Genomic DNA, 23,952 nt, shown 5'->3' on the forward strand with positions numbered 1-23,952 from the left:
TAAAAAAACAGCGCGTGATCACTGATTCGGCGCTGTTTTATTTTTGAAATGACTTATTGGGATACAAGTTCAGCCAGCCGCTTGATCCCCACGGCAATATCGGCTTCTTTAACTGGAGCCAAGGACAGGCGAATCCGGTTATGCGGGGCGGCATGAATGTAGTAGCGGTCGCCATTTTCAATCAAGACGCCTGAATTTTGCGCGGCCGTGCAGAATTCAGCTGCCGTCATGGGCAGATTGAGCTGTAGCCAGAACCACACGGCACCATCAGCCGGCTGCCAGCTTAAACGATCACCAAATGATTCAGCCAAGAGTTTGCCGGCTGCCTGATACTGCTGATGATAGGCCAGTTTTAGGCCGGTAAGGTGCTTGCGCCAGAGTCGGTTTCGCAGGTAATAGTCAAAGATGCGCTGGGACAGTCCCGAAGTTGAGATATCGGCAATCCGCTTAACGCCGGCAAAGCTTTCGATCAGTCGAGTCGGCGATACCAGATAGCCCAGCCGCATCCCCGAGGCGAAAATCTGTGAAAGACTGCGGACATAGATGATGCGGTCATCGGGATCGTGTTCTTTCATGGTATGAAGCGTATTACTGTCATACGCCAAGCCAGAGCCATAATCGTCTTCAATAATCCAAAAATTATGACGATGAGCCAGTCCGATGATGCGAGCTTTTTCTAAGCGGCTCAACGAGTTTGTGGTGGGGTTTTGCAGGTTGGGCATGAGATAGAGAATCTTAGGCTGGATGATTTTAAGCATTTTTTCCAGTTCGTCAATCAGCGTGCCATGATCAAAATTCAGACCAATTACTTTGGCGCCGCAAGCCTTAAAAGCATCCACGGCCCCGGGATAGGTAGGATTTTGGACCATCACGCAGTCGCCCTGTCTGATCAGCGCGCGCGCACAGATATCAATCGCCTGCTGTGATCCTGAGGTAATCTGAATATTTTGGGGCGTGGTTTTAATCCAGCGCTGGGCCAGTTCGGCAGCCAGCGATTCGCGCAGGGGATAATAGCCCATCTCGTCTTCGATTACAAAAGCGTGTCCGCCATCGCGATCCAGGATGTAGTTGACCGCCTGCTTAAAGGCCGTCGTTGAGAAACGGTCGGGGTTGAGCGAGTAGCTGGCAAAGTCGATCAGCGGCTGGTCAGAACGGTCAGCCGGAAAATGCGACAGATATGGAATCTGAGCTTGGCCGGGTAACGAATCCGCCATGCCTTCCTGAACAAAGCTGCCAGAACCACGCCGGCTGATGATATAGCCATTTTTCTCCAGTTCACGATAGGCACTGACGACTGTCCCAGGGTTGATTCCTAGCGCCTTAGCCAAAACTCGAACCGCCGGAAGACGACGATCGGGAGCCAGCTGACCATTGACAATCCGGCTGCGCAGTGCATCATAAAGCTGAGCATAGAGCGGTTCTTTGGCCTGACGATTCAGTCTGATGTTATTAGCCGCGCTTAATTGATCTGCATTCAATAAGGATCCTCTTTTCCGTGTCGTTGTTTCAGTCCCGTCAAAAGTATTCATGGCTTACTGTCATCGCTGGCTAGCCTGGCTGGATAGCGGAATTTGACATTAAGCGCCGTTTAAGCAATACGTGCCTCGTTTTTAATGGCAAATTCCCGAAAGTATGGCAGCGCAAACGCGACCTGGCCTGGCTGGGGAAGACTGACGATCTGGTTTTCAATCAGATGCTGCAGGCAGACTGGTGCGGCTGTGCTGGTATCGTCAATCTGCTCTTTTAAAAAGCCTTCATCAACGACGCTGCTGATCTCATGGGCCAGAATCTCGATTACCTCACGATCACCGGTTGTCAGTTCATCAACGATCGGTAGGTAGGCATTGCTGAATAGCTGTTGTTGATAGTCGGGCATAATTTTTTCAAACGCAGCCGGATTGATTTTTTTAACACCAGACTCCCACAGCAGCGAGCCAAGAATCTGAAACGCGTAGGCATAGCCGCCAGTTGCTGCCGCTATGTTTGGCAGGACTTCAGGTTCAATGACGCGATGGGCCTCGGTAAAAATCTGCTGATATTGATTGGCCACCGTATCCAGATCAAGCATGGGCAAGGTCAGCCGCCTGCTTTTTTGAACCAGCGCGGCAAAGTTGTCATCGCCTAAAAACTGCGGCATCCGGCTGGTGATTCCGGCCAGCACGACCATGATCGAATTACCGTGATTGCCCAGCTGCTGGCATAGCTGAAGCAGAGTGAGCAGTGATTCGGTTGGCTGATTGGCTTCATCAACGGTGATAAAAAGGCGCTGCTGATACTTGGTAAGCGTTTCAACGTATTGAATGAACATCTCGCTGGGAGTATCGTAGTCCAGGACGTCCAGTTCCTTGGTAATGGCGGCACTGGCTTGATAATAGATTGCCCCGACCAGTGTGCTTAAAAAATCATCGTGCAGCTCTAGATCAACCGTGATCCAGCCATCACGATCCAGCATTGCATCGCCAAGATCATTTAAAAAAACGGTTTTACCACAGCCACGCGGACCATCGATGAAGATTGAGCGAAATCCTTGCTGCAGCTGATCGGCTTGATCAAGCAGTTTTTGCTGCATGGCTGGCCGTTTGATACAGCTGGGTGAGATATTGCCAAAGCCTGGGTTAAATGGATTGATCATGTTTATCCCTCATTTCGACTGAAGTTTGCCTTTATTTTAGCGTGCTGGCCAGGGTAAGACAAGGTACGGTTGGCCTAATCGGTTGCAGATTGTCAAAGATTTAGAAAGCGCATACAATGAGAGCGTGTATTTTAAATCTTTGGAAGGAATACCGATTATGAAAACAAAAATCATTCCAGTAGCAGCCGACAATGAAAAAGACGTGATCACGCTTCAAAAAATTGCCACCAAATCATTTACTGCCATGTTTGGACCATACCATGAACCCCAAGCCGTTAAAGCATATACTGATGAGGCATATGCCTTAACGATTTTGCGCACCGAGCTCAGTAATCCCGACAGTCGGACCTATTTTTTGAAACTTGATGGCAGACCGATTGGCTATATGAAGCTGAATTGGCGTGCGGCACAAACCGATCAGCTCTTTGACAATGCGATGCAGCTTCAGCGCATCTACCTGCTTCCTGAATACTGGGATCAGCACCTGGGCAGTCAGCTTATGGAAAAAGCACTGGATGAGGCGCGTCAAACTGGCGTCGCAACGGTCTGGCTAGGTGTTTGGGAACATAATGAGCGAGCACGGCATTTTTATGAGCGGTACGGTTTTAAAAAGGCTGGCACGCATACGTTTACAATTGGACCAGATCAACAGACCGACTTTTGGTATGCCCGCTCAATGATAGATGCTGACTAACTTAATAACTTGCCATGCATCAGCAGGATGATTCATTGGCTGATGCTTTTTAGTTGTTTGATCCGGGCAGCGAGGATTGTTAGCGCTAGCGGTGCAGACAGCCGTTTTTGATCAATTTTTTGAGTTTTTTTGAAGTTGAGCGAATCAACATTGAGAATAGGACAACGGAGCGATTGGCTTTAAACTGTTTTAAAACGCGAAATAATTTCTTTGCTGAAGATTCTTGATTAAGCTTGAAGATTGTTGAAACAGCCTGGTATGCTCTAGATGTTTATTGAAATCGTTTACAAAGGGGCGTGATGAGATAATATCGACGCGACAGTGGAAAATTTATCTTAAAAACTGTCAAATCGGGCTGCTTGATAAAATTTATGTATTCGGGGGGATAAGAATGGACACAGCAGCAACACCAAAAAAGAAAAAATTTAAATTGAAGATGCCGGGAGCATTTACGATCCTGTTTTTCTTGACGGTAATTTCCGTAATGCTCACCTGGTGCGTACCAGCCGGCAGTTATTCTAAGCTGCAGTATACTGGCGGACATCTTCAAGAAACGACCTCATTGGGACAGAAAAAAACGCTGCCGGCTACGCAAAAAACGCTTGATAGATTAAACGTTAAGATTGATATTAAGCAGTTTACATCGGGCGCCATCAGCAAGCCGGTTTCGATTCCCAATACCTATCGACGTCTTAAGCAGCACCCAGCCAAGCTTTACACGATCTTCACCAGCATGGTTGAAGGAACGATGCAGGCAACTGATATTATGATTTTTATTTTTGTGCTGGGTGGCCTGATTGGTGTCGTTAAAGAAAGCGGGGCCTTTGAATCGGGGTTGATGTCCCTAACCAAGAAAACCAAGGGACATGAATTTATTCTGGTCTTCTTGGTTGCCATTTTGCTGGTTCTGGGGGGTACGCTTTGCGGAATCGAAGAAGAAGCCGTGGCGTTTTATCCAATTCTGGTGCCGATTTTTATTGCTATGGGGTATGACTCGATTGTCTGTGTCGGGGCAATTTTCTTAGCCAGTTCGGTAGGTACGACTTTCTCAACGATCAATCCGTTTTCAGTCGTAATTGCCTCGAATGCTGCCGGAACAACGTTTACTCAAGGTCTGCTGGGCCGGGTAATCGGTCTGATTGTGGCGGCAGTTTGTTTGGTCGGGTACCTGTATTGGTATTCAAGCAAGGTTAAGGCTAATCCAGAATTTTCATACTCATATGAAGACAAGCAGAAGTTTGACAAGATGTGGTCAGTGGTATCTGACGAGGAAAAGGACCTGACTTTTACCTTTAAGAAAAAGATTACCCTGACGATGTTTGCCTGCGCCTTTCCAATTATGATCTGGGGCGTTATGGCTAAGGGATGGGGTTTCCCTCAGATGGCTTCTTCTTTCTTGGCAATTGCCATTACGTTAATGTTTATTAACTGTTTTGGTAAAGATGGTCTTGGCGAGACTGGGATTGTTGATGCCTTTGTTAAAGGATCATCCGGCTTGGTCGGCGTTTCCCTGATTATTGGGCTGGCGCGCGGGATCAATATGGTACTAAACAATGGCTACATTTCTGATACGATTCTCTATGTATCTTCCGAGCTGGTATCGCACATGAACGGGGTCTTCTTTATCTTAATGATGATGATGATCTTCTTTGTGCTGGGCTTCATCGTACCATCTTCATCCGGTCTGGCTGTATTAGCAATGCCGATCATGGCTCCGTTGGCTGATACGGTACACATTCCACGCTATATTGTCGTAACTGCCTACCAATTTGGTCAGTACGCAATGCTGTTCTTAGCGCCAACTGGTTTGGTAATGGCAACCTTGCAGATGCTTGACATGAAGTACTCGCACTGGCTCCGGTTTGTCTGGCCAGTCGTTGTCTTCGTGCTGGTCTTTGGTGGCGCGCTGCTGGTTACTGAAGTCTTGATTGCCGGCTGATTGATTTTGCATTTGCTTGAAAAAGTCTGACGATTTCGTCGGGCTTTTTTTGGTGCACAGGTATTAAACTGGTCTAAAAAAAGTTAAAATAGCATTGTCGATATATTAACGAAATGGGAGAGGATTTTATGAGCAGTAACGCAAAAAAACGCGATCAAAAAATCCTGATTAAAATTGCCGTGGCGCTATGTTATGGGGTGCTTTCGGCAATGGCAATCAATATGTTTTTGTCGCATGCCAACTCATATTCGGCTGGTCTGTTGGGGGTTTCACAGCTGCTGCAGGCTTTATTTTTACAAAGTGGTCTGCATATCAGTATGAGTCTACTGGTCGCGGTTTTGAACGTGCCACTGTTTGTGTTTGCTTGGTATGAATTCGGCTTTAGCTATATCTTATTTTCAATGCTGGCGGTTGGCTTTAACGTTGTCTTTTTAAAGTTTATTCCAACGGCCACCTTGGTAAACGACCCGCTGACCAATACGATTATCGGTGCGGCAATCTTGGGAATCGGGATTGGGCTGTGTTTTAACCAGGGCTTTACGACTGGTGGTTCCGATATCGTCGTAACTTATTGTCAAAAAAAGCTGCATAAAAAAGTCGGGATGCTGAACAACCTGATCAATGGCGCGATTCTGGTGGTAACCGTCCTATGCTTTGGTCCCAGCCGGATCGTCTATAGTCTGATCGGGATGCTGGTGACCAGCCTGATGATGGATCATACCTTCGTCCTGCAAGAAGACGTCTCGGTTACGATCTATACCAAGAAATCAGCTGCCGTCTCGGAACAGCTGCGCAATTTCGTGCATGGGGCAACGCTTTTGCATGGAACTGGCGTCTATACCAATGAACCCACTGATATTATTCTGGTATGTACGCCCAAGGCTCAGTTAAACGAGCTGCGCAAGATGGTTCATAACGTTGATCCGGACAGCTTTATCAGTATTTCACGAGCTGATGTCGAATTTGGCAACTATCAGCACTATTCGTTTTAGCAGCTGCCTAAATAGCCGTCAGAAACAGCATGCCGCGATGGCTGCAGCGTGCTGACTGAATATTAAAAGTCCTTACCCCATTGTTGAAGTCATGGGATAAGGACTTAGCATAACTAAAAGCACCGCGCTTGACTGATGTCGGCACGGTGCTTTTTGTATATCAAAACACTTAATGGTGAGTGGCACTGTATTTGGCAATGCTGTAGGCGTCAACGCCGCGCATGGCATTAACGACGTCCAGCGGCGTAACCTCAAACGTCATGCGATTCATGGTGTCGTTTGGGGCACAGGCTGCCTTGCCGACTTTCAGCAGGTTTGCTTCGCTTGGGTCCTCGATTCCCAGCTCGACAAAGTTGGTTGGCAGATGCAGCTTCTTTAAGAAGTGGAAGTATTTTTCGAAACGTTCGGTTGCCGCGCCCTCCAGCATCAATTGCGTCAGCAGACCGAATGCAACTTTTTCGCCATGCAGCCGCTCATGAACCGGACCATTCAAAACGCTAAGAGCATCATTAATGGCATGAGCCGCAGCCAGACCACCAGATTCGAAGCCAACACCGCTCATCAGCGTATTGGCTTCAACGATCCGGTCAAATGCTTTGGTGTCGGCATGGGCAATGGCAGCGGCATAAGCCTCGTCGCCATATGCAAACAGCGTGTTCTCGCATTCCTGGGCAACTGCCAGGCCAACCAGCGTCTGATGCTCGCCTAGCATGTTGAGCCCATGCGATTTTTTGACGGCCTGGGCTTCAATGTTGGTTGCCAAGGCGTCAGCCATGCCGCATGCCAAAAACTTGGCTGGTGCCGTGGCGATGACTTTGGTATCAACCATGACCAGGTCGGGGTTCTGATTATAGAAACGATAATGGTCAAACTCGCCATTGTCTTGATAGATAACTGACAGCCGCGAACAAGGCGCATCAGTTGAGGCCACGGTCGGCAAAATAACGGTTTTGACACTCAGATTGTCGGCGATGGCCTTGGCGGCGTCAATCGTTTTGCCACCTCCCAGACCGATCACCATTTCGACATGGTTGTCATGGCCGATTTTAGAGACGCGCTTGATCTCATTTTCGGATGATTCGCCATTGAACTGAACCTTGGTAACGGTAAAGTCGTTGTTGATCAAATAATCGCCAAACTCATTGCCAACGATGCGCAATGAGGTAGGTCCAGCCAGCAGCAGGATTCGATTGCCAAGTCGTGCCAGATATTCAGTACTCTTAAATAAAACATCGCTTCCTTGAATGTAGGAAGCAGGACTGCCAAACATATTGAGACTCATTTTCATCAGCTCCTTTCAGATGCAAAAGCTCGCTTAGCTAAGTTAAATATACCATGAAAGCGATACCTCGGCAGGCAGATTTTAACAATTCAGTCAAAAAAGATGACAATCTTGGCTTCAATTGTCTGATAAGCTTTGCATACGATTTGCATTGTTTCAATTTGTTCAGCTTAGGCATAAAAATTCTGGCAAGAGCATCATGGTTTTAGAGACACAGCAGAGCAGTGATACGACCTATCGCTTCTATGACTGGGATCGTGTTGACCAAACGACTGGCCAAAAGCGGCCGCTGCAGATTAAGGAATCGATGTACGACGGTGTCTTTCCACGATCCAGTGCTGAGTACAGAAGCATATGAGGTTGGCGATGCTAAAGTAACGCGTTTTGTATCAACCAACTACTTTGCTGTCTATCGTTGACTGCTTAAGAATGGCACGGCCACATTCAAATGCGTCCAGAGTCCCTACGCGCTGGTCGCGGTTCTGGACGATCAAGGATCAATTACGGTTGGTGGTAAGGTATATCCATTAAAGAAAGGGCAGCACTTTATTATTACTACCCTGGCAGACCAATGGACGATCAAAGGCGATATGATGATTATCGCTTCTGAGCCAGGACCGGACTCGCTAAAGGCATAGATTACAAAAAAGACCGTCCTAACGCTGCACAACTTTGGGATATCATGGTATTTGGAATGGGTGCCTACGATAAGGGTCAAGCTACCCCCGAATAAAATTCGGGGGCTTGTAGACTTCACCTATCAGTTCATCGCTGAATGAGTTACTAGCTACAATTTGCCTAGATAAAGCCAGCGTAGCAACATCTCAGATAATAAATTATCTTCGGATGGCACTATGTCTTACAGCCAATAACTAGGCCATTTAAGATCAAGCTAACGCTTAATCTAGGGGCGCAAGTTTCCAAACGTCCTTTTCTAAAACTAATAAATTGCTTCTAGATTTTGGTCGGGTCTGGTTAGCAAGCGTTGACCCTTCGCTAAGATATTCAAAGCAGCATTGTGATCACGAATGTGATGAACATGGCAGTTAGGACAAGTCCATTCACGATCATGAAGAGTCAATCGTTTGGTACCTTTGCTGCCCATCACGAAGCCGCAATCATAACAAGTTTGGGTTGTGTAAGCTGGATTAACTTCGACAAACGTGCGCCCATACAGCGGGGCCTTATACTCCAGCATACCCAAAAAGGTCCGCCAACCAACATCGGAAATACTCATTGCCAGGGCATGATTTTTAAGCATATTTTTACTCTTCAAGTTTTCCGCAACTACCAAATCGTGGCTCTTGATTAGTGCAGTCGAGGTTTCATGAAGGAAGTTTAGGCGCCGATTACGAATCCGTTGATGGATTTTGGCGACGACCAGCTTCTCCTGCTGGTAATTCTTGCTTGCCCACAAAGGACGATGCTCTTTTTTGGCACGCCTTGCCCGGCGAGAAAGAATCCGTTGGTGTTTTGCCAAGTGCTTTTTGAGGGCACGATAATAGTGGGGATTAGCAACCTGCTTCTGATCACTGGTAGTAAGAAAGTTTTCGGTGTTTAGATCAATACCAACTGCTTGATTGGTATTGGGTAAAGCTTGGTGGAACGGCTCATCACTTTTAAGCAGTAATGAAACAGTCCATTGCCCGGTCGCGTAGTGCTTAATTGTAACAGTGGCAATCCGTACCAACCGATTAGTTGGTAATGAACGGTGTAATTTCACCTTAATAGGACCTAACTTCGGTAGCTGGATATGGTTATGATCTAAAAATTTGATTGACCCATTATAAAGCGAAGGAGCGCCCCCGTGTTTCTTTACGGTTGCACTCGAATAATGATTGGAAGTCGAATATGACTGAACAGGACGGCTTTTTCGCTTAAACTTTGGTTTTCCGGCAGTGTGTACTTTCCGAAACATATTCCAAGCGGCCTTATAATTAACTTCGGTATTGGTGAACATATCACTATCAAGATCATCATCACCAAGCCAAGGATATCGTTGAGCAGTGATACGAGCTAAACCAGTCGGCCGTTTTTGGCTCTTCTTAATTACCTTACCGTTCTTGTCATAACGCCAATATGCTTCTGGAATTGGGTATCGCTTATCAAGTTTGTTTTTGATAATTCTACTATCAGTCCAACTATTAGCTAACAATTGGTTATAAATGAACCGTGAAGCATTCAGATTCTTCCACAAAATCTTTTCTTGTTTCCAATTTGGGTATAAGCGTAACTTTAGCCCCATCATATATGGCAAATCATCTTTTTTCGGCATGTCATTTCACCCCCTTTACTAATTTCAATTGTACTACTAAATATCGGAATGCCACATTTACAACGCCAGCACTAGTCAACGATACGAAAGATATTCTAGGCGCATTGCCGATCTTCATGATATTACGATAGAAAAAATGGAAGTGGTGCCAGATCATGTTCATATGTTGATCAGTTTTAAGCCCAAGTATTCAGCAACTAATATCGTTAAGGCACTGAAGGGGGGCAGCGCGCGAATATTCCTACGTAATCATCCAGAAATCAAGCAAAGGCAATACTGGGTGAGGCGGCCATTTGTGGTCACGTAGCTATTACATGGGGACACTGGGAAACATGAGTAAAGAGGTTGTAGAGCGTTATATTGCCAACCAGAGGACGACTAAAAGTAACGCTGGCAGACCACCTCTCAAAAGAAAATAGCGCCTTACTGCACTAATAAAGGGGCATTCCTCCCCCGATTAAAATCGTGGGATTCCTGCCCAAGTTTTAATCAAGTTTTAATTGAATCCAACGGTGCCGTTTTGCAGGCTGACTAAAATCATTGGAGCCTGATTCTAAGCAGTAATCGAAATTTATAAGATCAATCAACGACTTGATAAAAATGATGTGACATTTAAACTTTCGCCAAGCTGAATGCTGCATCATTTTTCATTTTTGTCAGCCACTATCAGCTCAGCATGGCAGACTATCTGCTAATCGGGCTTTGACGCGCCGCTGGAATGCTGACGTAAAAAATCAACTGGAGACGGCGTTAAAAGCCTGTCGGCAGCTTGAAATGGTAATCAATCTTGTAGTAATTATTGACTGGCTGAATTCGGCTGCGGTATCGACAGTTTTCTTGCGTTTCAAGACGAGCTGTCGATAAAAATCCGGTTTAGCTAAAAATAATGTAAAAAAGCTATTGACTTAAGCAAGTTTAGTCGGTATAGTAATATATCGTTGTCGCGTTGATGAACGCTTAAAATTTTTAAAGTCATTTTGCTTGAATTTGTTTGAATTATCTTTAATGCCTTCAAATAAAAAAAGCTCTTGACTTTGAAATGACAACCTGTTAAAATAATAAAGTTGCTTGCTTGAAATAAGCGAGCAACGGTAGACCTTTGAAAACTGAATACAGTTTCGACGAACACAAATGTGCAGGGTCATCAATTATTACGATTGATGCAAAAACATTTGCGAAGTCAATTCGCTTAATTTAAATTTGAGCTTTTCAAGTTCTTATATTTTATATGAGAGTTTGATCCTGGCTCAGGATGAACGCCGGCGGTGTGCCTAATACATGCAAGTCGAACGCGTTGGCCCAACTGATTGGACGTGCTTGCACGGACTTGACGTTGGTTTACCAGCGAGTGGCGGACGGGTGAGTAACACGTAGGTAACCTGCCCCAAAGCGGGGGATAACATTTGGAAACAGATGCTAATACCGCATAACAATTTGAATCGCATGATTCAAATTTAAAAGATGGCTTCGGCTATCACTTTGGGATGGACCTGCGGCGCATTAGCTTGTTGGTAGGGTAACGGCCTACCAAGGCTGTGATGCGTAGCCGAGTTGAGAGACTGATCGGCCACAATGGAACTGAGACACGGTCCATACTCCTACGGGAGGCAGCAGTAGGGAATCTTCCACAATGGGCGCAAGCCTGATGGAGCAACACCGCGTGAGTGAAGAAGGGTTTCGGCTCATAAAGCTCTGTTGTTAGAGAAGAACGTGCGTGAGAGCAACTGTTCACGCAGTGACGGTATCTAACCAGAAAGTCACGGCTAACTACGTGCCAGCAGCCGCGGTAATACGTAGGTGGCAAGCGTTATCCGGATTTATTGGGCGTAAAGCGAGCGCAGGCGGTTTGATAAGTCTGATGTGAAAGCCTTTGGCTTAACCAAAGAAGTGCATCGGAAACTGTCAGACTTGAGTGCAGAAGAGGACAGTGGAACTCCATGTGTAGCGGTGGAATGCGTAGATATATGGAAGAACACCAGTGGCGAAGGCGGCTGTCTGGTCTGCAACTGACGCTGAGGCTCGAAAGCATGGGTAGCGAACAGGATTAGATACCCTGGTAGTCCATGCCGTAAACGATGAGTGCTAGGTGTTGGAGGGTTTCCGCCCTTCAGTGCCGCAGCTAACGCATTAAGCACTCCGCCTGGGGAGTACGACCGCAAGGTTGAAACTCAAAGGAATTGACGGGGGCCCGCACAAGCGGTGGAGCATGTGGTTTAATTCGAAGCTACGCGAAGAACCTTACCAGGTCTTGACATCTTGCGCCAACCCTAGAGATAGGGCGTTTCCTTCGGGAACGCAATGACAGGTGGTGCATGGTCGTCGTCAGCTCGTGTCGTGAGATGTTGGGTTAAGTCCCGCAACGAGCGCAACCCTTGTTACTAGTTGCCAGCATTCAGTTGGGCACTCTAGTGAGACTGCCGGTGACAAACCGGAGGAAGGTGGGGACGACGTCAGATCATCATGCCCCTTATGACCTGGGCTACACACGTGCTACAATGGACGGTACAACGAGTCGCGAACTCGCGAGGGCAAGCTAATCTCTTAAAACCGTTCTCAGTTCGGACTGCAGGCTGCAACTCGCCTGCACGAAGTCGGAATCGCTAGTAATCGCGGATCAGCATGCCGCGGTGAATACGTTCCCGGGCCTTGTACACACCGCCCGTCACACCATGAGAGTTTGCAACACCCAAAGTCGGTGGGGTAACCCTTCGGGGAGCTAGCCGCCTAAGGTGGGGCAGATGATTAGGGTGAAGTCGTAACAAGGTAGCCGTAGGAGAACCTGCGGCTGGATCACCTCCTTTCTAAGGAATTAATCGGAAACCTGCACATTCGTTGAAACTGCGTTCAGTTTTGAGGGGTCTACCCTCAGCTTGTACTTTGAAAACTAAATAATATTTATTTCTTTATTCACAATTAAACCGAGAACACCGCGTTATTTGAGTTTTATTAACGAAATTAATCGCATACTCAATAACTGAGGTGATCGTAAGATCATCAAGGTTAAGTTATGAAGGGCGCATGGTGAATGCCTTGGTACTAGGAGCCGATGAAGGACGGGACTAACACCGATATGCTTCGGGGAGCGGTAAGTACGCTTTGATCCGGAGATTTCCGAATGGGGAAACCCAATCATCTTAGTCGATGATTGCCTGAGCAGTGAATACATAGCTGTCAGGCGGTAGACGCAGTGAACTGAAACATCTAAGTAGCTGCAGGAAGAGAAAGAAAATTCGATTCCCTGAGTAGCGGCGAGCGAAACGGGAAGAGCCCAAACCAACGAGCTTGCTTGTTGGGGTTGTAGGACTGAACATTTGAGTTACCAAAGTGCGACGTAGTTGAAGTCGTTGGGAAGCGACGCCAAAGATGGTGATAGCCCAGTAAACGAAACGTCACACTCTCAGTTCAGGATCCTGAGTACGGCGGGACACGTGAAACCCCGTCGGAATCCGCGAGGACCATCTCGCAAGGCTAAATACTCCCTAGTGACCGATAGTGAACCAGTACCGTGAGGGAAAGGTGAAAAGCACCCCGGGAGGGAGTGAAACAGTTCCTGAAACCATGTGCCTACAAGCTGTCGGAGCACATTTACGTGTGACGGCGTGCCTCTTGCAGAATGAACCGGCGAGTCATGATTGCGTGCAAGGTTAAGGTGGAAAAACCGGAGCCGTAGCGAAAGCGAGTCTGAAATGGGCGTACGAAGTACGCAGTTATGTACCCGAAACCAGGTGACCTACCCATGTCCAGGTTGAAGGTGCGGTAAAACGCACTGGAGGACCGAACCCGTATCAGTTGAAAATGGTTGGGATGAGGTGTGGGTAGCGGTGAAATTCCAAACGAACTTGGAGATAGCTGGTTCTCTCCGAAATCTCTTTAGGGGGAGCCTCGAGGTTTAGAATCATGGAGGTAGAGCACTGTTTGGACTAGGGGCCCGTCATGGGTTACTGACTTCAGATAAACTCCGAATGCCATTGATTTTTACTCGGGAGTCACACGGTGAGTGATAAGATCCATCGTGGAAAGGGGAACAGCCCAGATCATCAGCTAAGGTCCCTAAATATATGCTAAGTGGAAAAGGATGTGGAATTGCACAGACAACTAGGATGTTGGCTCAGAAGCAGCCATCATTTAAAGAGTGCGTAATAGCTCACTAGTCGAGTGACTCTGCGCCGAAAATGTACCGGGGCTAAGCATATTACCGAAGCTATGGATGCATCCATCAGGATGCGTGGTAGGAGAGCGTTCCAAGGGCGATGAAGTCAGACCGTAAGGACTGGTGGAGCGCTTGGAAGTGAGAATGCCGGTATGAGTAGCGAAAGACAGGTGAGAATCCTGTCCACCGAATGACTAAGGTTTCCTGGGGAAGGCTCGTCCTCCCAGGGTTAGTCGGGACCTAAGTCGAGGCCGAGAGGCGTAGACGATGGACAACAGGTTGATATTCCTGTACCAGTTGATTGTGCTTGAGTGATGGAGTGACGCAGAAGGCTAAGCGATCCGGACGATTGGAAGTGTCCGGCCAAGCAGCAAGTCAGTTGATGAGTCAAATGCTTATCAGCGGGTTGACAAGCTGTGACGGGGAGCGAAATTATAGTAGCGAAGTCGTTGATGTCACGCTGCCGAGAAAAGCTTCTAGCGAATAATCAACTGCCCGTACCGCAAACCGACACAGGTAGTCGAGGAGAGTATCCTAAGGTGAGCGAGCGAACTCTCGTTAAGGAACTCGGCAAAATGACCCCGTAACTTCGGGAGAAGGGGTGCTGATCGCAAGATCAGCCGCAGTGAAAAGGCCCAGGCGACTGTTTATCAAAAACACAGGTTTCTGCAAAATCGTAAGATGAAGTATAGGGGCTGACGCCTGCCCGGTGCTGGAAGGTTAAAAGGAAGAGTTAGCTTCGGCGAAGCCCTGAATTGAAGCCCCAGTAAACGGCGGCCGTAACTATAACGGTCCTAAGGTAGCGAAATTCCTTGTCGGGTAAGTTCCGACCCGCACGAAAGGCGTAACGATCTGGGCACTGTCTCAACGAGAGACTCGGTGAAATTGAATTGCCTGTGAAGATGCAGGCTACCCGCGACAGGACGGAAAGACCCCATGGAGCTTTACTGTAGCTTGATATTGAGTGCTTGTACTGCTTGTACAGGATAGGTAGGAGCCATAGAAGCCAGGACGCTAGTTTTGGCAGAGGCGTTGGTGGGATACTACCCTTGCATTATGATCACTCTAACCCGCACCACTGATCGTGGTGGGAGACAGTGTCAGGTGGGCAGTTTGACTGGGGCGGTCGCCTCCCAAAAGATAACGGAGGCGCCCAAAGGTTCGCTCAGAATGGTTGGAAATCATTCGCAGAGTGTAAAGGCACAAGCGAGCTTGACTGCGAGACAGACAGGTCGAGCAGGGACGAAAGTCGGGCTTAGTGATCCGGTGGTTCCGCATGGAAGGGCCATCGCTCAACGGATAAAAGCTACCCTGGGGATAACAGGCTTATCTCCCCCAAGAGTCCACATCGACGGGGAGGTTTGGCACCTCGATGTCGGCTCATCGCATCCTGGGGCTGTAGTCGGTCCCAAGGGTTGGGCTGTTCGCCCATTAAAGCGGTACGCGAGCTGGGTTCAGAACGTCGTGAGACAGTTCGGTCCCTATCCGTCGCGGGCGTAGGAAATTTGAGAGGACCTGTCCTTAGTACGAGAGGACCGGGATGGACATACCGCTGGTGTACCAGTTGTTCCGCCAGGAGCATCGCTGGGTAGCTATGTATGGATGAGATAAACGCTGAAAGCATCTAAGCGTGAAACTCGCCTCAAGATGAGATTTCCCATTCCTTATGGAAGTAAGACCCCTCAGAGATGATGAGGTAGATAGGATGGAAGTGGAAGTGCCGCGAGGCATGGAGCGGACCATTACTAATCGGTCGAGGACTTAACCAAGTTTAGGGTGTTTCGATTGAACGTGAGAAGAATAGATATTGTTTAGTTTTGAGAGTGCAAGCTCTCAATCCTGAAAAGGATTAGTGTGGTGATGATGGCTTGAAGGATACACCTGTTCCCATGCCGAACACAGAAGTTAAGCTTCAACGCGCCGAAAGTAGTTGGGGGATCGCTCCCTGCGAGGATAGGGCATTGCCATGCTGATATGACCCATTAGTCAAGCGGTTAAGACACCAGCCTTTCACGCTGGTATCGTGGGTTCGAATCCCGCATGGGTCATTGTTGGAGGATTAGCTCAGTTGGGAGAGCATCTGCCTTACAAGCAGAGGGTCACAGGTTCGAGCCCTGTATCCTCCATTTATCATGATTGGGCTATAGCCAAGTGGTAAGGCAACGGTTTTTGGTACCGTCATGCGCTGGTTCGAACCCAGCTAGCCCAATTATTATTCTGCACCCATAGCGCAATTGGATAGAGTGTCTGACTACGAATCAGAAGGTTGAAGGTTCGACTCCTTCTGGGTGCATTTTTCGGGAAATAGCTCAGCTTGGTAGAGCACCTGGTTTGGGACCAGGGGGTCGCAGGTTCGAATCCTGTTTTCCCGATTTAGGATTATCGCGGTGTAGCTCAGCTGGCTAGAGCGTCCGGTTCATACCCGGGAGGTCGAGGGTTCGATCCCCCCTGCCGCGATTATTCTTGGTCCGTTGGTCTAGTTTTGGTTAGGACGCATCCCTGTCACGGATGAGATCACGAGTTCGAGTCTCGTACGGACCGTAAATGGCTCGGTAGCTCAGTTGGTAGAGCAACGGATTGAAGCTCCGTGTGTCGGCGGTTCGATTCCGTCCCGCGCCATTTATTATGGAGGAGTAGCGAAGTGGTTAAACGCGACGGTCTGTAAAACCGTTCCTTCGGGTTCGGCGGTTCGAATCCACCCTCCTCCACTTATGGCGGTATTGGTGAAGTTTGGTTAACACATCGGTTTGTGGGTCCGACATGCGTGGGTTCGAATCCCACATACCGCCTCTGTTAAAAAGGTCATGTTCAATTAAATTGAACATGACCTTTTTTTGCATAATTTTATGAATAAAAATTTCAAATCTGATTCTGAATTAGTTGCAAGCGGTTGCTTCGATTCATTACAAACGTTTGCAAAAAAATTTTTTGACCGGCATGATAAGGTTCATCAGCGCTTATTTTGCATGCCTTTAGGGAATCTTAAATGCAATTGAACGTTTAATGGCACATTGTCAAATTGCATTTAAAATGATAATTTATATAAGAACGCGCTTACATGATATTGGTAAGTGGGATTTTTAAAAGGGAAGTGATGAATATTTACTTCATGACCAGATGTTTTTATAAACTGTGGTCAGTGCTGTAGATCGATTTGGAATAATTTGATAGTGATAGAGGGATTCATATGGTAGGAATTGTATTAACAAGTCACGGTGGTTTTGCTGACGGGATCAATCAATCGGCGGAAATGATCTTTGGTCAGCAGCAGGATGTGGCGCATGTAATTTTGAAGCCGGATGAGGGACCGGATGATATTCATGCCAAGCTTGAAAATGCCATTAAGGACTTTTCAGATCAAGAGCAGGTTTTATTTTTAGTTGACTTGTGGGGTGGTACGCCATTTAATCAAGCCTCGAGTCTGTTTGAAAAGCATCAGGATACCTGGGCAATCGTAACGGGGATGAACCTGCCGATGGTGATTGAAGCATTGGCCTCGCGAATGACCATGAACTCAGCCCGAGAAATTGCTACACATATCGTTGAAACGGCTAAGGATGGCATCAAGACTCTGCCAGAAGAACTGATGCCAAAGACCAAGGCGCCAGCTGCACCAGCCAGTGCCAAGCCAGCCATCAAGGGAGCTATTCCAGAAGGTACCGTTATCGGCGATGGTAAGATCAAATACGTTCTGGCACGGGTTGATTCCCGACTTTTGCATGGTCAGGTAGCAACCGGTTGGACCAAGGCAACCAATCCCAACCGTATTATCGTTGTTTCTGATAACGTCGCTAAAGACAAGCTGCGCAAGAATATGATCAAACAGGCAGCTCCAACCGGCGTTCATGCCAATACGGTCCCCATTGCCAAAATGATCAAGGTCGATAAGGATCCGCGTTTTGGCGATACGCGGGCCATGCTGCTGTTTGAGACGCCTGAGGATGCCTTGCGTGCAATTGAGGGCGGGGTCGGCATCAAAGAGCTTAATATCGGCTCAATGGCCTATTCAGAAGGAAAGGTCAACGTGAACCAGGTCTTGGCCATGAACCAAGAAGACGTTGATACCTTTAGAAAGCTCAAACAGCTGGGAATTAAGTTCATTGTCAAAAAGGTTCCCTCCAGCAATGCTGAGGACATGGACGCTTTGCTGGACAAGGCTCAAAAGCTGATCGATGAACAAAAGAAATAAGGGGTTTTGATTATGTCTGCGATTTCAATGATCTTAGTTGTGATTGTGGCATTTTTGGCTGGTATGGAAGGTGTTTTGGATGAATTTCAATTCCATCAGCCACTGATTGCCTGCACATTAATTGGTTTAGTAACTGGCCATTTGGTTCCCTGCGTCATGCTGGGCGGCTCTTTGCAGATGATTGCTCTGGGCTGGGCCAACATCGGGGCTGCGGTGGCACCGGATGCAGCCTTGGCAGCCGTGGCCTCGACGATTATTTTTATTCAAAGTGGCGGTGAGATCAAACAGATCGGAACGGCGATTGCGGTTGCCATTCCTTTGGCGGTAGCTGGCTTATTCTTAACGATGATCGTTCGGACGATTTCCGTTGCAATTATTCATATCATGGACAAAGAAGCCGCTAAAGCAAACTTCCGCGGTGTTGATCTATGGCAGATGCTGGCCGTCAGTCTCCAAGGGCTGCGGATTGCGATTCCAGCAGCAGCCATGCTGTTTGTTCCTGCCAGTGCCGTCCGCGCCTTTCTGGGATCCATGCCGGCCTGGCTGACTGATGGGATGACGATTGGTGGTGGAATGGTGGTTGCCGTTGGTTATGCAATGGTTATCAACATGATTGCCAGTCGAGAAGTATGGCCGTTCTTTATGATTGGTTTTGCCCTGGCTGCCGTTTCAGAACTTACCTTGATCGCAATTGGGGCGATTGGTCTGGCATTAACGCTGATGTACCTGTCTTTGGAATCCAAGGGCGGTTCTGGCAGCAATGGCGGCTCGGGCAACGATACCGGTGATCCATTGGGCGACATTTTAGATGACTATTAAAATTCAAGGGAGCGACTGATTATGGCAGATAAGACGGAAAACAAAATTAGACTATCCAAGCGCGATCGCTGGGACGTCTGCTGGCGCTCAACGTTTCTCCAAGGATCATGGAACTATGAACGAATGCAAAATGGTGGTTATGCCTACGCAATGATTCCCGCCATTAAAAAGCTTTACAAGAACAAGGACGATCAGGCAGCAGCTTTGAAGCGCCATTTGGAATTCTTCAACACGCACCCTTATCTGGCCTCGCCGATTATTGGGGTTACCCTGGCGTTGGAAGAAGACAAGGCTAATGGGACTGCTGTTGATGACGTTGCTATTTCAGGGGTCAAGGTCGGTATGATGGGACCATTGGCAGGTGTCGGGGATCCAGTCTTTTGGTACACGGCACGGCCAATTATTGCTGGTCTGGGGGCCTCAATGGCAATTTCTGGCAATATCGTTGGACCAATCCTGTTCTTCCTGCTTTGGAACGCCATGCGGATTGCCTTTATGTGGTACACGCAGGAATTTGGCTACCATGCCGGCTCTAAGATCACTGATGACGTTTCTGGCGGTCTTTTGCAAAAGGTAACGCGTGGCGCGGCGATGATGGGGATGTTTATCTTAGGGACCCTGATTGAGCGCTGGGTTACGATCAAGTTTACGCCAGTCGTTTCCAAGACGCCGCTGCAAAAAGGCGCCTACATTGACTGGAGCAAGCTGCCAAACAATATTCATTCGGTACAAAAAGTATTGACTGAATGGAACATGGGCAAGGGCCTGTCATTGACCAGCTATAAGGTTACGACGCTGCAGGATAATCTGGACCAGCTGATTCCTGGGCTGGCTGGACTGCTGCTGACGTTCCTTTGCATGTGGCTGCTTAAAAAACGAGTCTCGCCAATCGTTATTATCATTGGCTTGTTTGTCTTAGGGATCTTGGGTCACGTCTGCGGCCTGCTGTAAGGTGAGTGAAATGGTTGAATCAATCAATGCCAAAGTTGAATACGTAACAGACGGCACATCTTTTATGGGGCCCGTATCATATGGCAAGATTATGATTGGCGATCGCGGCTTTGAATTTTATGATGACCGTGACGTCCGCAATTTTATCCAGATTCCTTGGGATGAGATTGACTTGGTAATTGCCTCATTGGTATTTGGCGGGCATTGGATTCCTCGCTTTAAGATTCGAACACGGCATAACGGTGAGTTTATCTTTGCCGCCAAGAATACCAAGGCAACTTTGCGCGCTGTTCGCAAACACGTTGATCCTCAGCATATGGTCAGAGCGTTGACGTTTACGCAGAAACTAAAGCGCGGCTGGCAGGGGATGCACAATAGCCGCAAGCATTCAACAAAATAAACGATTGATTGGCACAAGAGAAAAGGCGCCTTAGGACTGATTCAACGGTCTTGAGGCGCCTTATCGCAATCAAAAATCCCGACTTCAAAGATCAAGCCGGGATTGAAATCAATTAGAATTTAAATTCGGGAAACCAGATCTTAATCTCACGCGCTGCGCCATCAACGGTGTCAGAAGTGTGAATAACGTTTCGCAAAACGCCATCTGGCCATTCACGACCGAAGTCACCACGAATCGTCCCCCATTCAGCTTGACCAGGATTGGTAGCCCCGGCCATATTGTGAATGGCTTCAACGACATTGGTTCCGGAAACGACCATGCCGACGATCGGGCCTTCCATCATGTAAGTAAGGATTTCCGGCCAGAACGGTTTGTCAGTCTTATCGTAATAGTGGCGCTCAAGTTCATCTTGGGTAGCGTTGATCATCTTCAACGCTTCAATCCGATATCCCTTGCGTTCGATGCGAGTAATAATGTCGCCGATGTGACGCGTCTTTACGCCATCCGGTTTTACCAAAACCAAAGTGTATTCATCTTCGACCATATTAGCGGCCTCCCTTTAACAAATTATGTTATTAGCATATCATATCGCCTACTTTTGTCAAGAAATCGCTTTCAAAATAAATGATTTTTCTTTTCGTGTGGTTAAACGATAGGCTTTCGAATTTTCAAAATGAAGATCTTATTTTCATGCCAAGGCTAAATACTTGAAAATAAGACGAGAATCAGTAGAATTAAACCAGCATAGTTAGTCAGAGAATGATAGCCGGTTTTAGGACAGACTGGCTAAAATCGTGATTAGATGATTGGTAAAGAGAGAGTCAGCAGCTGCCTAATACTGTTGAATTAATAACAGCGCATCCAATGTTCAGTTTTGAACGCGGATTCGCTGTTTTCTTTTGAAATAAACTAATACAATATAAATGATGAATTGTGAACAGTGAATTGTAAAAAATAAACAGTTAACAATAGGTATAATAATAGTGAAAATCACTGATATTAAGGCATTTTATCTATCGCTCAGTAACCTGTATCAATGTAAATAGTGAATTGTAAAGAATGAATTGTGAACAGTGAATTATGAATAGCAAATTGTTGATTGATGAAAAGACGTTTGTTAAGTTTAATGATTTTAACGGTTTCGCACTGATAACTTAGATCTTGAATATTTTGCCTATTTCTCTAGCCAGCAAATCTAATAATCGACTATAATTAAATCAAACCATGCGGAAGGTGAGACTATGACAAGTTTATTAATGATGTCTGACGGCTGGGGGCTTTTCTGCCTTTTAGTATTAGGCTTGTTTTTAATGCTGGCAGTTGGCTTTTTGTGGGGCGATTTTTGTCGACGGATGCGGCGCCATCGGCTAGACGTGCTGTCGCAGCGGCATCCGATCTCTTGGCAGATTCTCCCGTTGGATTCGCCTGAGGCACTGCGCGGCTTGCGGATCTTTAACGGTTTTCACAAAACGCTTGAAGCTGCCAGCGAGCATCTGGCCAATAATAATCGTGATGCAGCTAAGGGAATCATGGATCAGTACATGACGCCACTGGAATCCAAGGCCTTTTTGCGGGAATGCGAGCAGCGCGTGTATGAAAGTCGGCGTGAATTAGACATGCAATTAGATCTGGTGCGCTGTCGTGAAGTCAAGCTGGAAGGTCAAAGAACGATTTTTGAGTTGACGACGCGCCAAAATGGTCACGAGCAGCGTCCCGATGGCAAACCGGCTGCTGTTAGCTATGAGCGGGTTGATACGTTTGTCTGGGATGAGACTCATGAGAAAATGCTGCGAATCTGGCGAGGCGGGGCTACTGGTCAGGAACTAGAAATCTGGATCTCGCAGTTTGTCTACCCCTATGGCAAATACTGGCAGCGGATGCGCAATGCTGCTTTGGCCGTTGCTGTACTGCTGATCGTGGCTGCTTTTGTAGTCGGTATTTGTTTTGGCAGCTGGCCAATCAAGAGCTGGGAGCCAATCGTCTGGGCCTGCATCATGCTTTATGTTGGACTTGGCCTGTTGTTTTCGCCTTTGATTAATTCAGACCGAGATGTAGCGGCTGAAGAGTATGTTCGCTATTTCAATCGATAACCTAATATACGTTTTATTAAAATTTGTTTAACAGTTTCATGATGGGTTTTTAATAAACATTAAATATCGTATAATTAATTTATACTGGTAGTCAGTTAATAATGTCAAAAATGTCCTGTTCGATCAATGCAATGTCATTAAGCACTGAGCTTGACAATATTATTAGCCATTTGAGGTCATCTGATTAGTGAGGCAATCACTTTTGGATGGCCTTTTTTGATGTCTTTGATAAATTGAATTGGCACCGACGATTTTATATTTTCGTAAAATGGGTGCAGAAGATCTTAGCATTCGCGCAAGATTCATCAGTTGCTCTGTGATGAGTTACGCCCGATTATGATTCAAACTTTTCGTAATGTTAAACTAAATAGCAACAGCATTAATTTACATTAACTAAAAATAATAGATCAAATTCGAACCAATAATTAAGTGAATGTTTGGCGTCAATAAAATAATGACAGCGACCAAGAAAATGATGCTGATTATAACGAGAGAGTAAAAAAGTGGCAATTCATAGTTAGTGCCTCAAGAAAACTTGTGTTGGAAGCCTGATAAAACGATTTTAAGCAGATCTGGTAAGAAAGGCATCCATATAATGATAAGAAACAAAGCAGCAATCATATCTCAAATGAACTCAGATAAAAAACGGCCTGACCGCAGGAAAGTCTGCTGCCAAACCGTATCAATGAATTTGATTTATCATGCAATTTTAGAAGAAAACAGTGCCTATAAAATGTTCAATACGGTACTGTTTTTTATTTAACGTCATGGTGCTGTTGTTCTTTAAGCATCTGTTTGATTTCCAACAGTTCCTGATGCAGCTGCCTATTTTCGGCGTGCAGCTTGGCGATTTCTTTTTTGGTGACCTCATGCGGATTGGTTGGTTCAAAATAAGTCGTGATCGTGCTGGTCAAAAGTCCAATGATGCTGACGCCTACGACCATCAGCAAAACTGCGGCAATCCGTCCCCAGAGCGTAGTCGGCGAGACATCGCCATAGCCCACGGTTGAAACAGTCGTCAAAGCCCACCAAAAGGCCGTTGAAAACGAAACGCCCTCTGAGATGCTGTACATGCCGGACGCGATAAACAGAATTCCACAGCTAAGGTAAAGGTAGTAGATCAGACCATCCGTGTGAAAGAATCGTTTTAAGCGGACCGTCAGACCAACCAGGCGTAAAAGCCGCAAGACACGCAGCATGTGAAAGACGCGGGCGACACGGACAAAACGGAATAGCGTGAAGATTGAGTTGGTCGGGATGATTGAGAGCAGATCCCAGATATTTTCCTTGAAAAATTGAATTTTGTCTTTTGCGATTGCCAGACGTGCAAAGTAGTCAACTACCAGAATTGCCCAGATACCGCGATCGATCCAAACGTAAGGCGACTGGCTGAGATTAATGGCATGAGCGCAGTCAAACAACAGCAGCAGAATTGAAATTAAGGCGATCAGCGCGATAAACAGCTGATAGAGTAACAGAATTTTGTGTTTGCGAGGATTCATAGTTAATTTTCCCAATAGAGGATTCATAGTTAATTTT

Annotated in this window: 16 protein-coding genes, 10 tRNA genes, 3 rRNA genes and 1 pseudogene; 24 read left to right on the forward strand and 6 right to left on the reverse strand. The window is 46.8% G+C overall.

The features are described 5' to 3' along the window. Positions 1-53 precede the first annotated feature (53 nt). Positions 54-1,478: a MocR-like pyridoxine biosynthesis transcription factor PdxR gene (pdxR, locus tag H0G69_RS04430; protein WP_180305291.1), complete on the reverse strand. Its 1,425-nt coding sequence runs from the start codon at positions 1,476-1,478 to the stop codon at positions 54-56. A gap of 110 nt (positions 1,479-1,588) precedes the next feature. Then, positions 1,589-2,632, reverse strand: a complete 1,044-nt coding sequence (locus tag H0G69_RS04435; protein WP_180305292.1) for an AAA family ATPase — start codon at positions 2,630-2,632, stop codon at positions 1,589-1,591. 157 nt (positions 2,633-2,789) lie between these two features. Here H0G69_RS04435 and H0G69_RS04440 point away from each other — a divergent pair, with 157 nt between their 5' ends. The 3 genes from H0G69_RS04440 to H0G69_RS04450 all read left to right on the forward strand — a co-directional run bounded on the left by H0G69_RS04440 (position 2,790) and on the right by H0G69_RS04450 (position 6,257). Continuing rightward, positions 2,790-3,326: a GNAT family N-acetyltransferase gene (locus H0G69_RS04440; protein WP_180305293.1), complete on the forward strand. Its 537-nt coding sequence runs from the start codon at positions 2,790-2,792 to the stop codon at positions 3,324-3,326. Between the two features lie 391 nt (positions 3,327-3,717). Continuing rightward, positions 3,718-5,265, forward strand: coding sequence for a YfcC family protein (locus H0G69_RS04445; RefSeq protein ID WP_045025355.1), 1,548 nt, complete (start codon positions 3,718-3,720; stop codon positions 5,263-5,265). Positions 5,266-5,393: 128 nt separating this feature from the next. Further along, the gene (locus tag H0G69_RS04450) at positions 5,394-6,257 is read left to right on the forward strand and encodes a YitT family protein (protein ID WP_148313145.1); all 864 of its coding nucleotides are present in this window, start codon (positions 5,394-5,396) and stop codon (positions 6,255-6,257) included. A gap of 169 nt (positions 6,258-6,426) precedes the next feature. On the opposite strand, the gene H0G69_RS04455 is transcribed toward H0G69_RS04450, so the two are convergent. After that, positions 6,427-7,539: a glycerol dehydrogenase gene (locus tag H0G69_RS04455; RefSeq protein WP_180305294.1), complete on the reverse strand. Its 1,113-nt coding sequence runs from the start codon at positions 7,537-7,539 to the stop codon at positions 6,427-6,429. A gap of 199 nt (positions 7,540-7,738) precedes the next feature. Between H0G69_RS04455 and H0G69_RS04460 the strand changes: the two genes are divergently transcribed. Beyond that, positions 7,739-7,897, forward strand: a complete 159-nt coding sequence (locus tag H0G69_RS04460) for a hypothetical protein (RefSeq protein ID WP_180305295.1) — start codon at positions 7,739-7,741, stop codon at positions 7,895-7,897. Between the two features lie 124 nt (positions 7,898-8,021). After that, positions 8,022-8,177: a hypothetical protein gene (locus tag H0G69_RS11150; protein ID WP_333493007.1), complete on the forward strand. Its 156-nt coding sequence runs from the start codon at positions 8,022-8,024 to the stop codon at positions 8,175-8,177. Between the two features lie 302 nt (positions 8,178-8,479). Here the strand turns inward: H0G69_RS11150 and H0G69_RS04465 are convergent, their stop codons facing one another. Then, positions 8,480-9,814 (reverse strand): RNA-guided endonuclease InsQ/TnpB family protein, encoded by a 1,335-nt coding sequence (locus H0G69_RS04465; RefSeq protein ID WP_034539283.1) that lies wholly within the window; start codon positions 9,812-9,814, stop codon positions 8,480-8,482. On the opposite strand from H0G69_RS04465, the pseudogene tnpA reads away from it, so the two are divergent. The 18 genes and pseudogenes from tnpA to H0G69_RS04555 all read left to right on the forward strand — a co-directional run bounded on the left by tnpA (position 9,790) and on the right by H0G69_RS04555 (position 20,323). Continuing rightward, positions 9,790-10,233: pseudogene (tnpA, locus tag H0G69_RS04470) on the forward strand (IS200/IS605 family transposase). The gene H0G69_RS04465 and the pseudogene tnpA overlap by 25 nt on opposite strands. An 805-nt stretch (positions 10,234-11,038) precedes the next feature. Further along, positions 11,039-12,615 (forward strand): 16S ribosomal RNA (locus H0G69_RS04475). A 197-nt stretch (positions 12,616-12,812) separates the two neighbouring features. Continuing rightward, positions 12,813-15,733, forward strand: a 23S ribosomal RNA gene (locus H0G69_RS04480). Positions 15,734-15,817: 84 nt separating this feature from the next. Beyond that, a 5S ribosomal RNA gene (gene rrf, locus H0G69_RS04485) occupies positions 15,818-15,934 on the forward strand. Together the 16S, 23S and 5S rRNA genes with 10 tRNA genes alongside form the textbook arrangement of a ribosomal RNA operon. Positions 15,935-15,940: 6 nt before the next feature. Further along, positions 15,941-16,012, forward strand: a tRNA-Glu gene (locus tag H0G69_RS04490). 5 nt (positions 16,013-16,017) lie between these two features. Next, positions 16,018-16,090: transfer RNA gene (locus H0G69_RS04495), tRNA-Val, on the forward strand. A gap of 11 nt (positions 16,091-16,101) precedes the next feature. Then, positions 16,102-16,173: transfer RNA gene (locus H0G69_RS04500), tRNA-Gln, on the forward strand. A gap of 10 nt (positions 16,174-16,183) precedes the next feature. Then, positions 16,184-16,257 (forward strand) — tRNA-Arg (locus H0G69_RS04505). Between the two features lie 5 nt (positions 16,258-16,262). Beyond that, positions 16,263-16,336, forward strand: a tRNA-Pro gene (locus H0G69_RS04510). Positions 16,337-16,347: 11 nt separating this feature from the next. Next, positions 16,348-16,421, forward strand: a tRNA-Met gene (locus H0G69_RS04515). 8 nt (positions 16,422-16,429) lie between these two features. Further along, positions 16,430-16,505, forward strand: a tRNA-Asp gene (locus H0G69_RS04520). A gap of 5 nt (positions 16,506-16,510) precedes the next feature. Beyond that, a tRNA-Phe gene (locus H0G69_RS04525) sits at positions 16,511-16,583 on the forward strand. Positions 16,584-16,591: 8 nt separating this feature from the next. Then, a tRNA-Tyr gene (locus tag H0G69_RS04530) sits at positions 16,592-16,672 on the forward strand. Positions 16,673-16,678: 6 nt separating this feature from the next. After that, a tRNA-His gene (locus tag H0G69_RS04535) sits at positions 16,679-16,753 on the forward strand. Between the two features lie 398 nt (positions 16,754-17,151). Further along, positions 17,152-18,153 (forward strand): PTS sugar transporter subunit IIB, encoded by a 1,002-nt coding sequence (locus H0G69_RS04540; protein WP_033935660.1) that lies wholly within the window; start codon positions 17,152-17,154, stop codon positions 18,151-18,153. 12 nt (positions 18,154-18,165) lie between these two features. Continuing rightward, entirely contained in the window at positions 18,166-18,972 is an 807-nt protein-coding gene (locus H0G69_RS04545; RefSeq protein WP_034540962.1) for a PTS mannose/fructose/sorbose transporter subunit IIC, read from the forward strand. Between the two features lie 21 nt (positions 18,973-18,993). Further along, positions 18,994-19,923, forward strand: coding sequence for a PTS system mannose/fructose/sorbose family transporter subunit IID (locus tag H0G69_RS04550; RefSeq protein WP_180305296.1), 930 nt, complete (start codon positions 18,994-18,996; stop codon positions 19,921-19,923). A 10-nt stretch (positions 19,924-19,933) separates the two neighbouring features. Further along, entirely contained in the window at positions 19,934-20,323 is a 390-nt protein-coding gene (locus H0G69_RS04555; RefSeq protein WP_034540959.1) for a DUF956 family protein, read from the forward strand. Between the two features lie 112 nt (positions 20,324-20,435). On the opposite strand, the gene ndk is transcribed toward H0G69_RS04555, so the two are convergent. Further along, positions 20,436-20,867, reverse strand: coding sequence for a nucleoside-diphosphate kinase (gene ndk / locus H0G69_RS04560; protein WP_006499667.1), 432 nt, complete (start codon positions 20,865-20,867; stop codon positions 20,436-20,438). A 697-nt stretch (positions 20,868-21,564) separates the two neighbouring features. On the opposite strand from ndk, the gene H0G69_RS04565 reads away from it, so the two are divergent. Further along, a complete protein-coding gene (locus H0G69_RS04565; protein WP_033935663.1) occupies positions 21,565-22,413 on the forward strand; it encodes a hypothetical protein in 849 nt (282 codons plus the stop codon). A 755-nt stretch (positions 22,414-23,168) separates the two neighbouring features. Here the strand turns inward: H0G69_RS04565 and H0G69_RS04570 are convergent. Further along, on the reverse strand, positions 23,169-23,915 hold the full coding sequence (locus tag H0G69_RS04570) for a potassium channel family protein (protein ID WP_180305297.1): 747 nt from the start codon (positions 23,913-23,915) through the stop codon (positions 23,169-23,171). Between the last annotated feature and the right edge of the window lie 37 nt (positions 23,916-23,952).

The sequence above is a fragment of the Limosilactobacillus mucosae genome (assembly GCF_013423865.1).
GTDB lineage: Bacteria > Bacillota > Bacilli > Lactobacillales > Lactobacillaceae > Limosilactobacillus > Limosilactobacillus mucosae.

Excerpts from the sequence above, each read along its gene's own strand:
- H0G69_RS04565 (WP_033935663.1), top strand. The coding sequence starts at position 21,565 with ATGACAAGTTTATTAATGATGTCTGACGGCTGGGGGCTTTTCTGCCTT.
- H0G69_RS04445 (WP_045025355.1), top strand. The coding sequence starts at position 3,718 with ATGGACACAGCAGCAACACCAAAAAAGAAAAAATTTAAATTGAAGATG.
- H0G69_RS04440 (WP_180305293.1), top strand. The coding sequence starts at position 2,790 with ATGAAAACAAAAATCATTCCAGTAGCAGCCGACAATGAAAAAGACGTG.
- H0G69_RS04555 (WP_034540959.1), top strand. The coding sequence starts at position 19,934 with ATGGTTGAATCAATCAATGCCAAAGTTGAATACGTAACAGACGGCACA.
- H0G69_RS04545 (WP_034540962.1), top strand. The coding sequence starts at position 18,166 with ATGTCTGCGATTTCAATGATCTTAGTTGTGATTGTGGCATTTTTGGCT.
- H0G69_RS04460 (WP_180305295.1), top strand. The coding sequence starts at position 7,739 with ATGGTTTTAGAGACACAGCAGAGCAGTGATACGACCTATCGCTTCTAT.
- H0G69_RS04435 (WP_180305292.1), bottom strand. The coding sequence starts at position 2,632 with ATGATCAATCCATTTAACCCAGGCTTTGGCAATATCTCACCCAGCTGT.
- H0G69_RS04540 (WP_033935660.1), top strand. The coding sequence starts at position 17,152 with ATGGTAGGAATTGTATTAACAAGTCACGGTGGTTTTGCTGACGGGATC.
- H0G69_RS04570 (WP_180305297.1), bottom strand. The coding sequence starts at position 23,915 with ATGAATCCTCGCAAACACAAAATTCTGTTACTCTATCAGCTGTTTATC.
- H0G69_RS04455 (WP_180305294.1), bottom strand. The coding sequence starts at position 7,539 with ATGAGTCTCAATATGTTTGGCAGTCCTGCTTCCTACATTCAAGGAAGC.
- H0G69_RS04450 (WP_148313145.1), top strand. The coding sequence starts at position 5,394 with ATGAGCAGTAACGCAAAAAAACGCGATCAAAAAATCCTGATTAAAATT.
- H0G69_RS04465 (WP_034539283.1), bottom strand. The coding sequence starts at position 9,814 with ATGCCGAAAAAAGATGATTTGCCATATATGATGGGGCTAAAGTTACGC.
- ndk (WP_006499667.1), bottom strand. The coding sequence starts at position 20,867 with ATGGTCGAAGATGAATACACTTTGGTTTTGGTAAAACCGGATGGCGTA.
- H0G69_RS04550 (WP_180305296.1), top strand. The coding sequence starts at position 18,994 with ATGGCAGATAAGACGGAAAACAAAATTAGACTATCCAAGCGCGATCGC.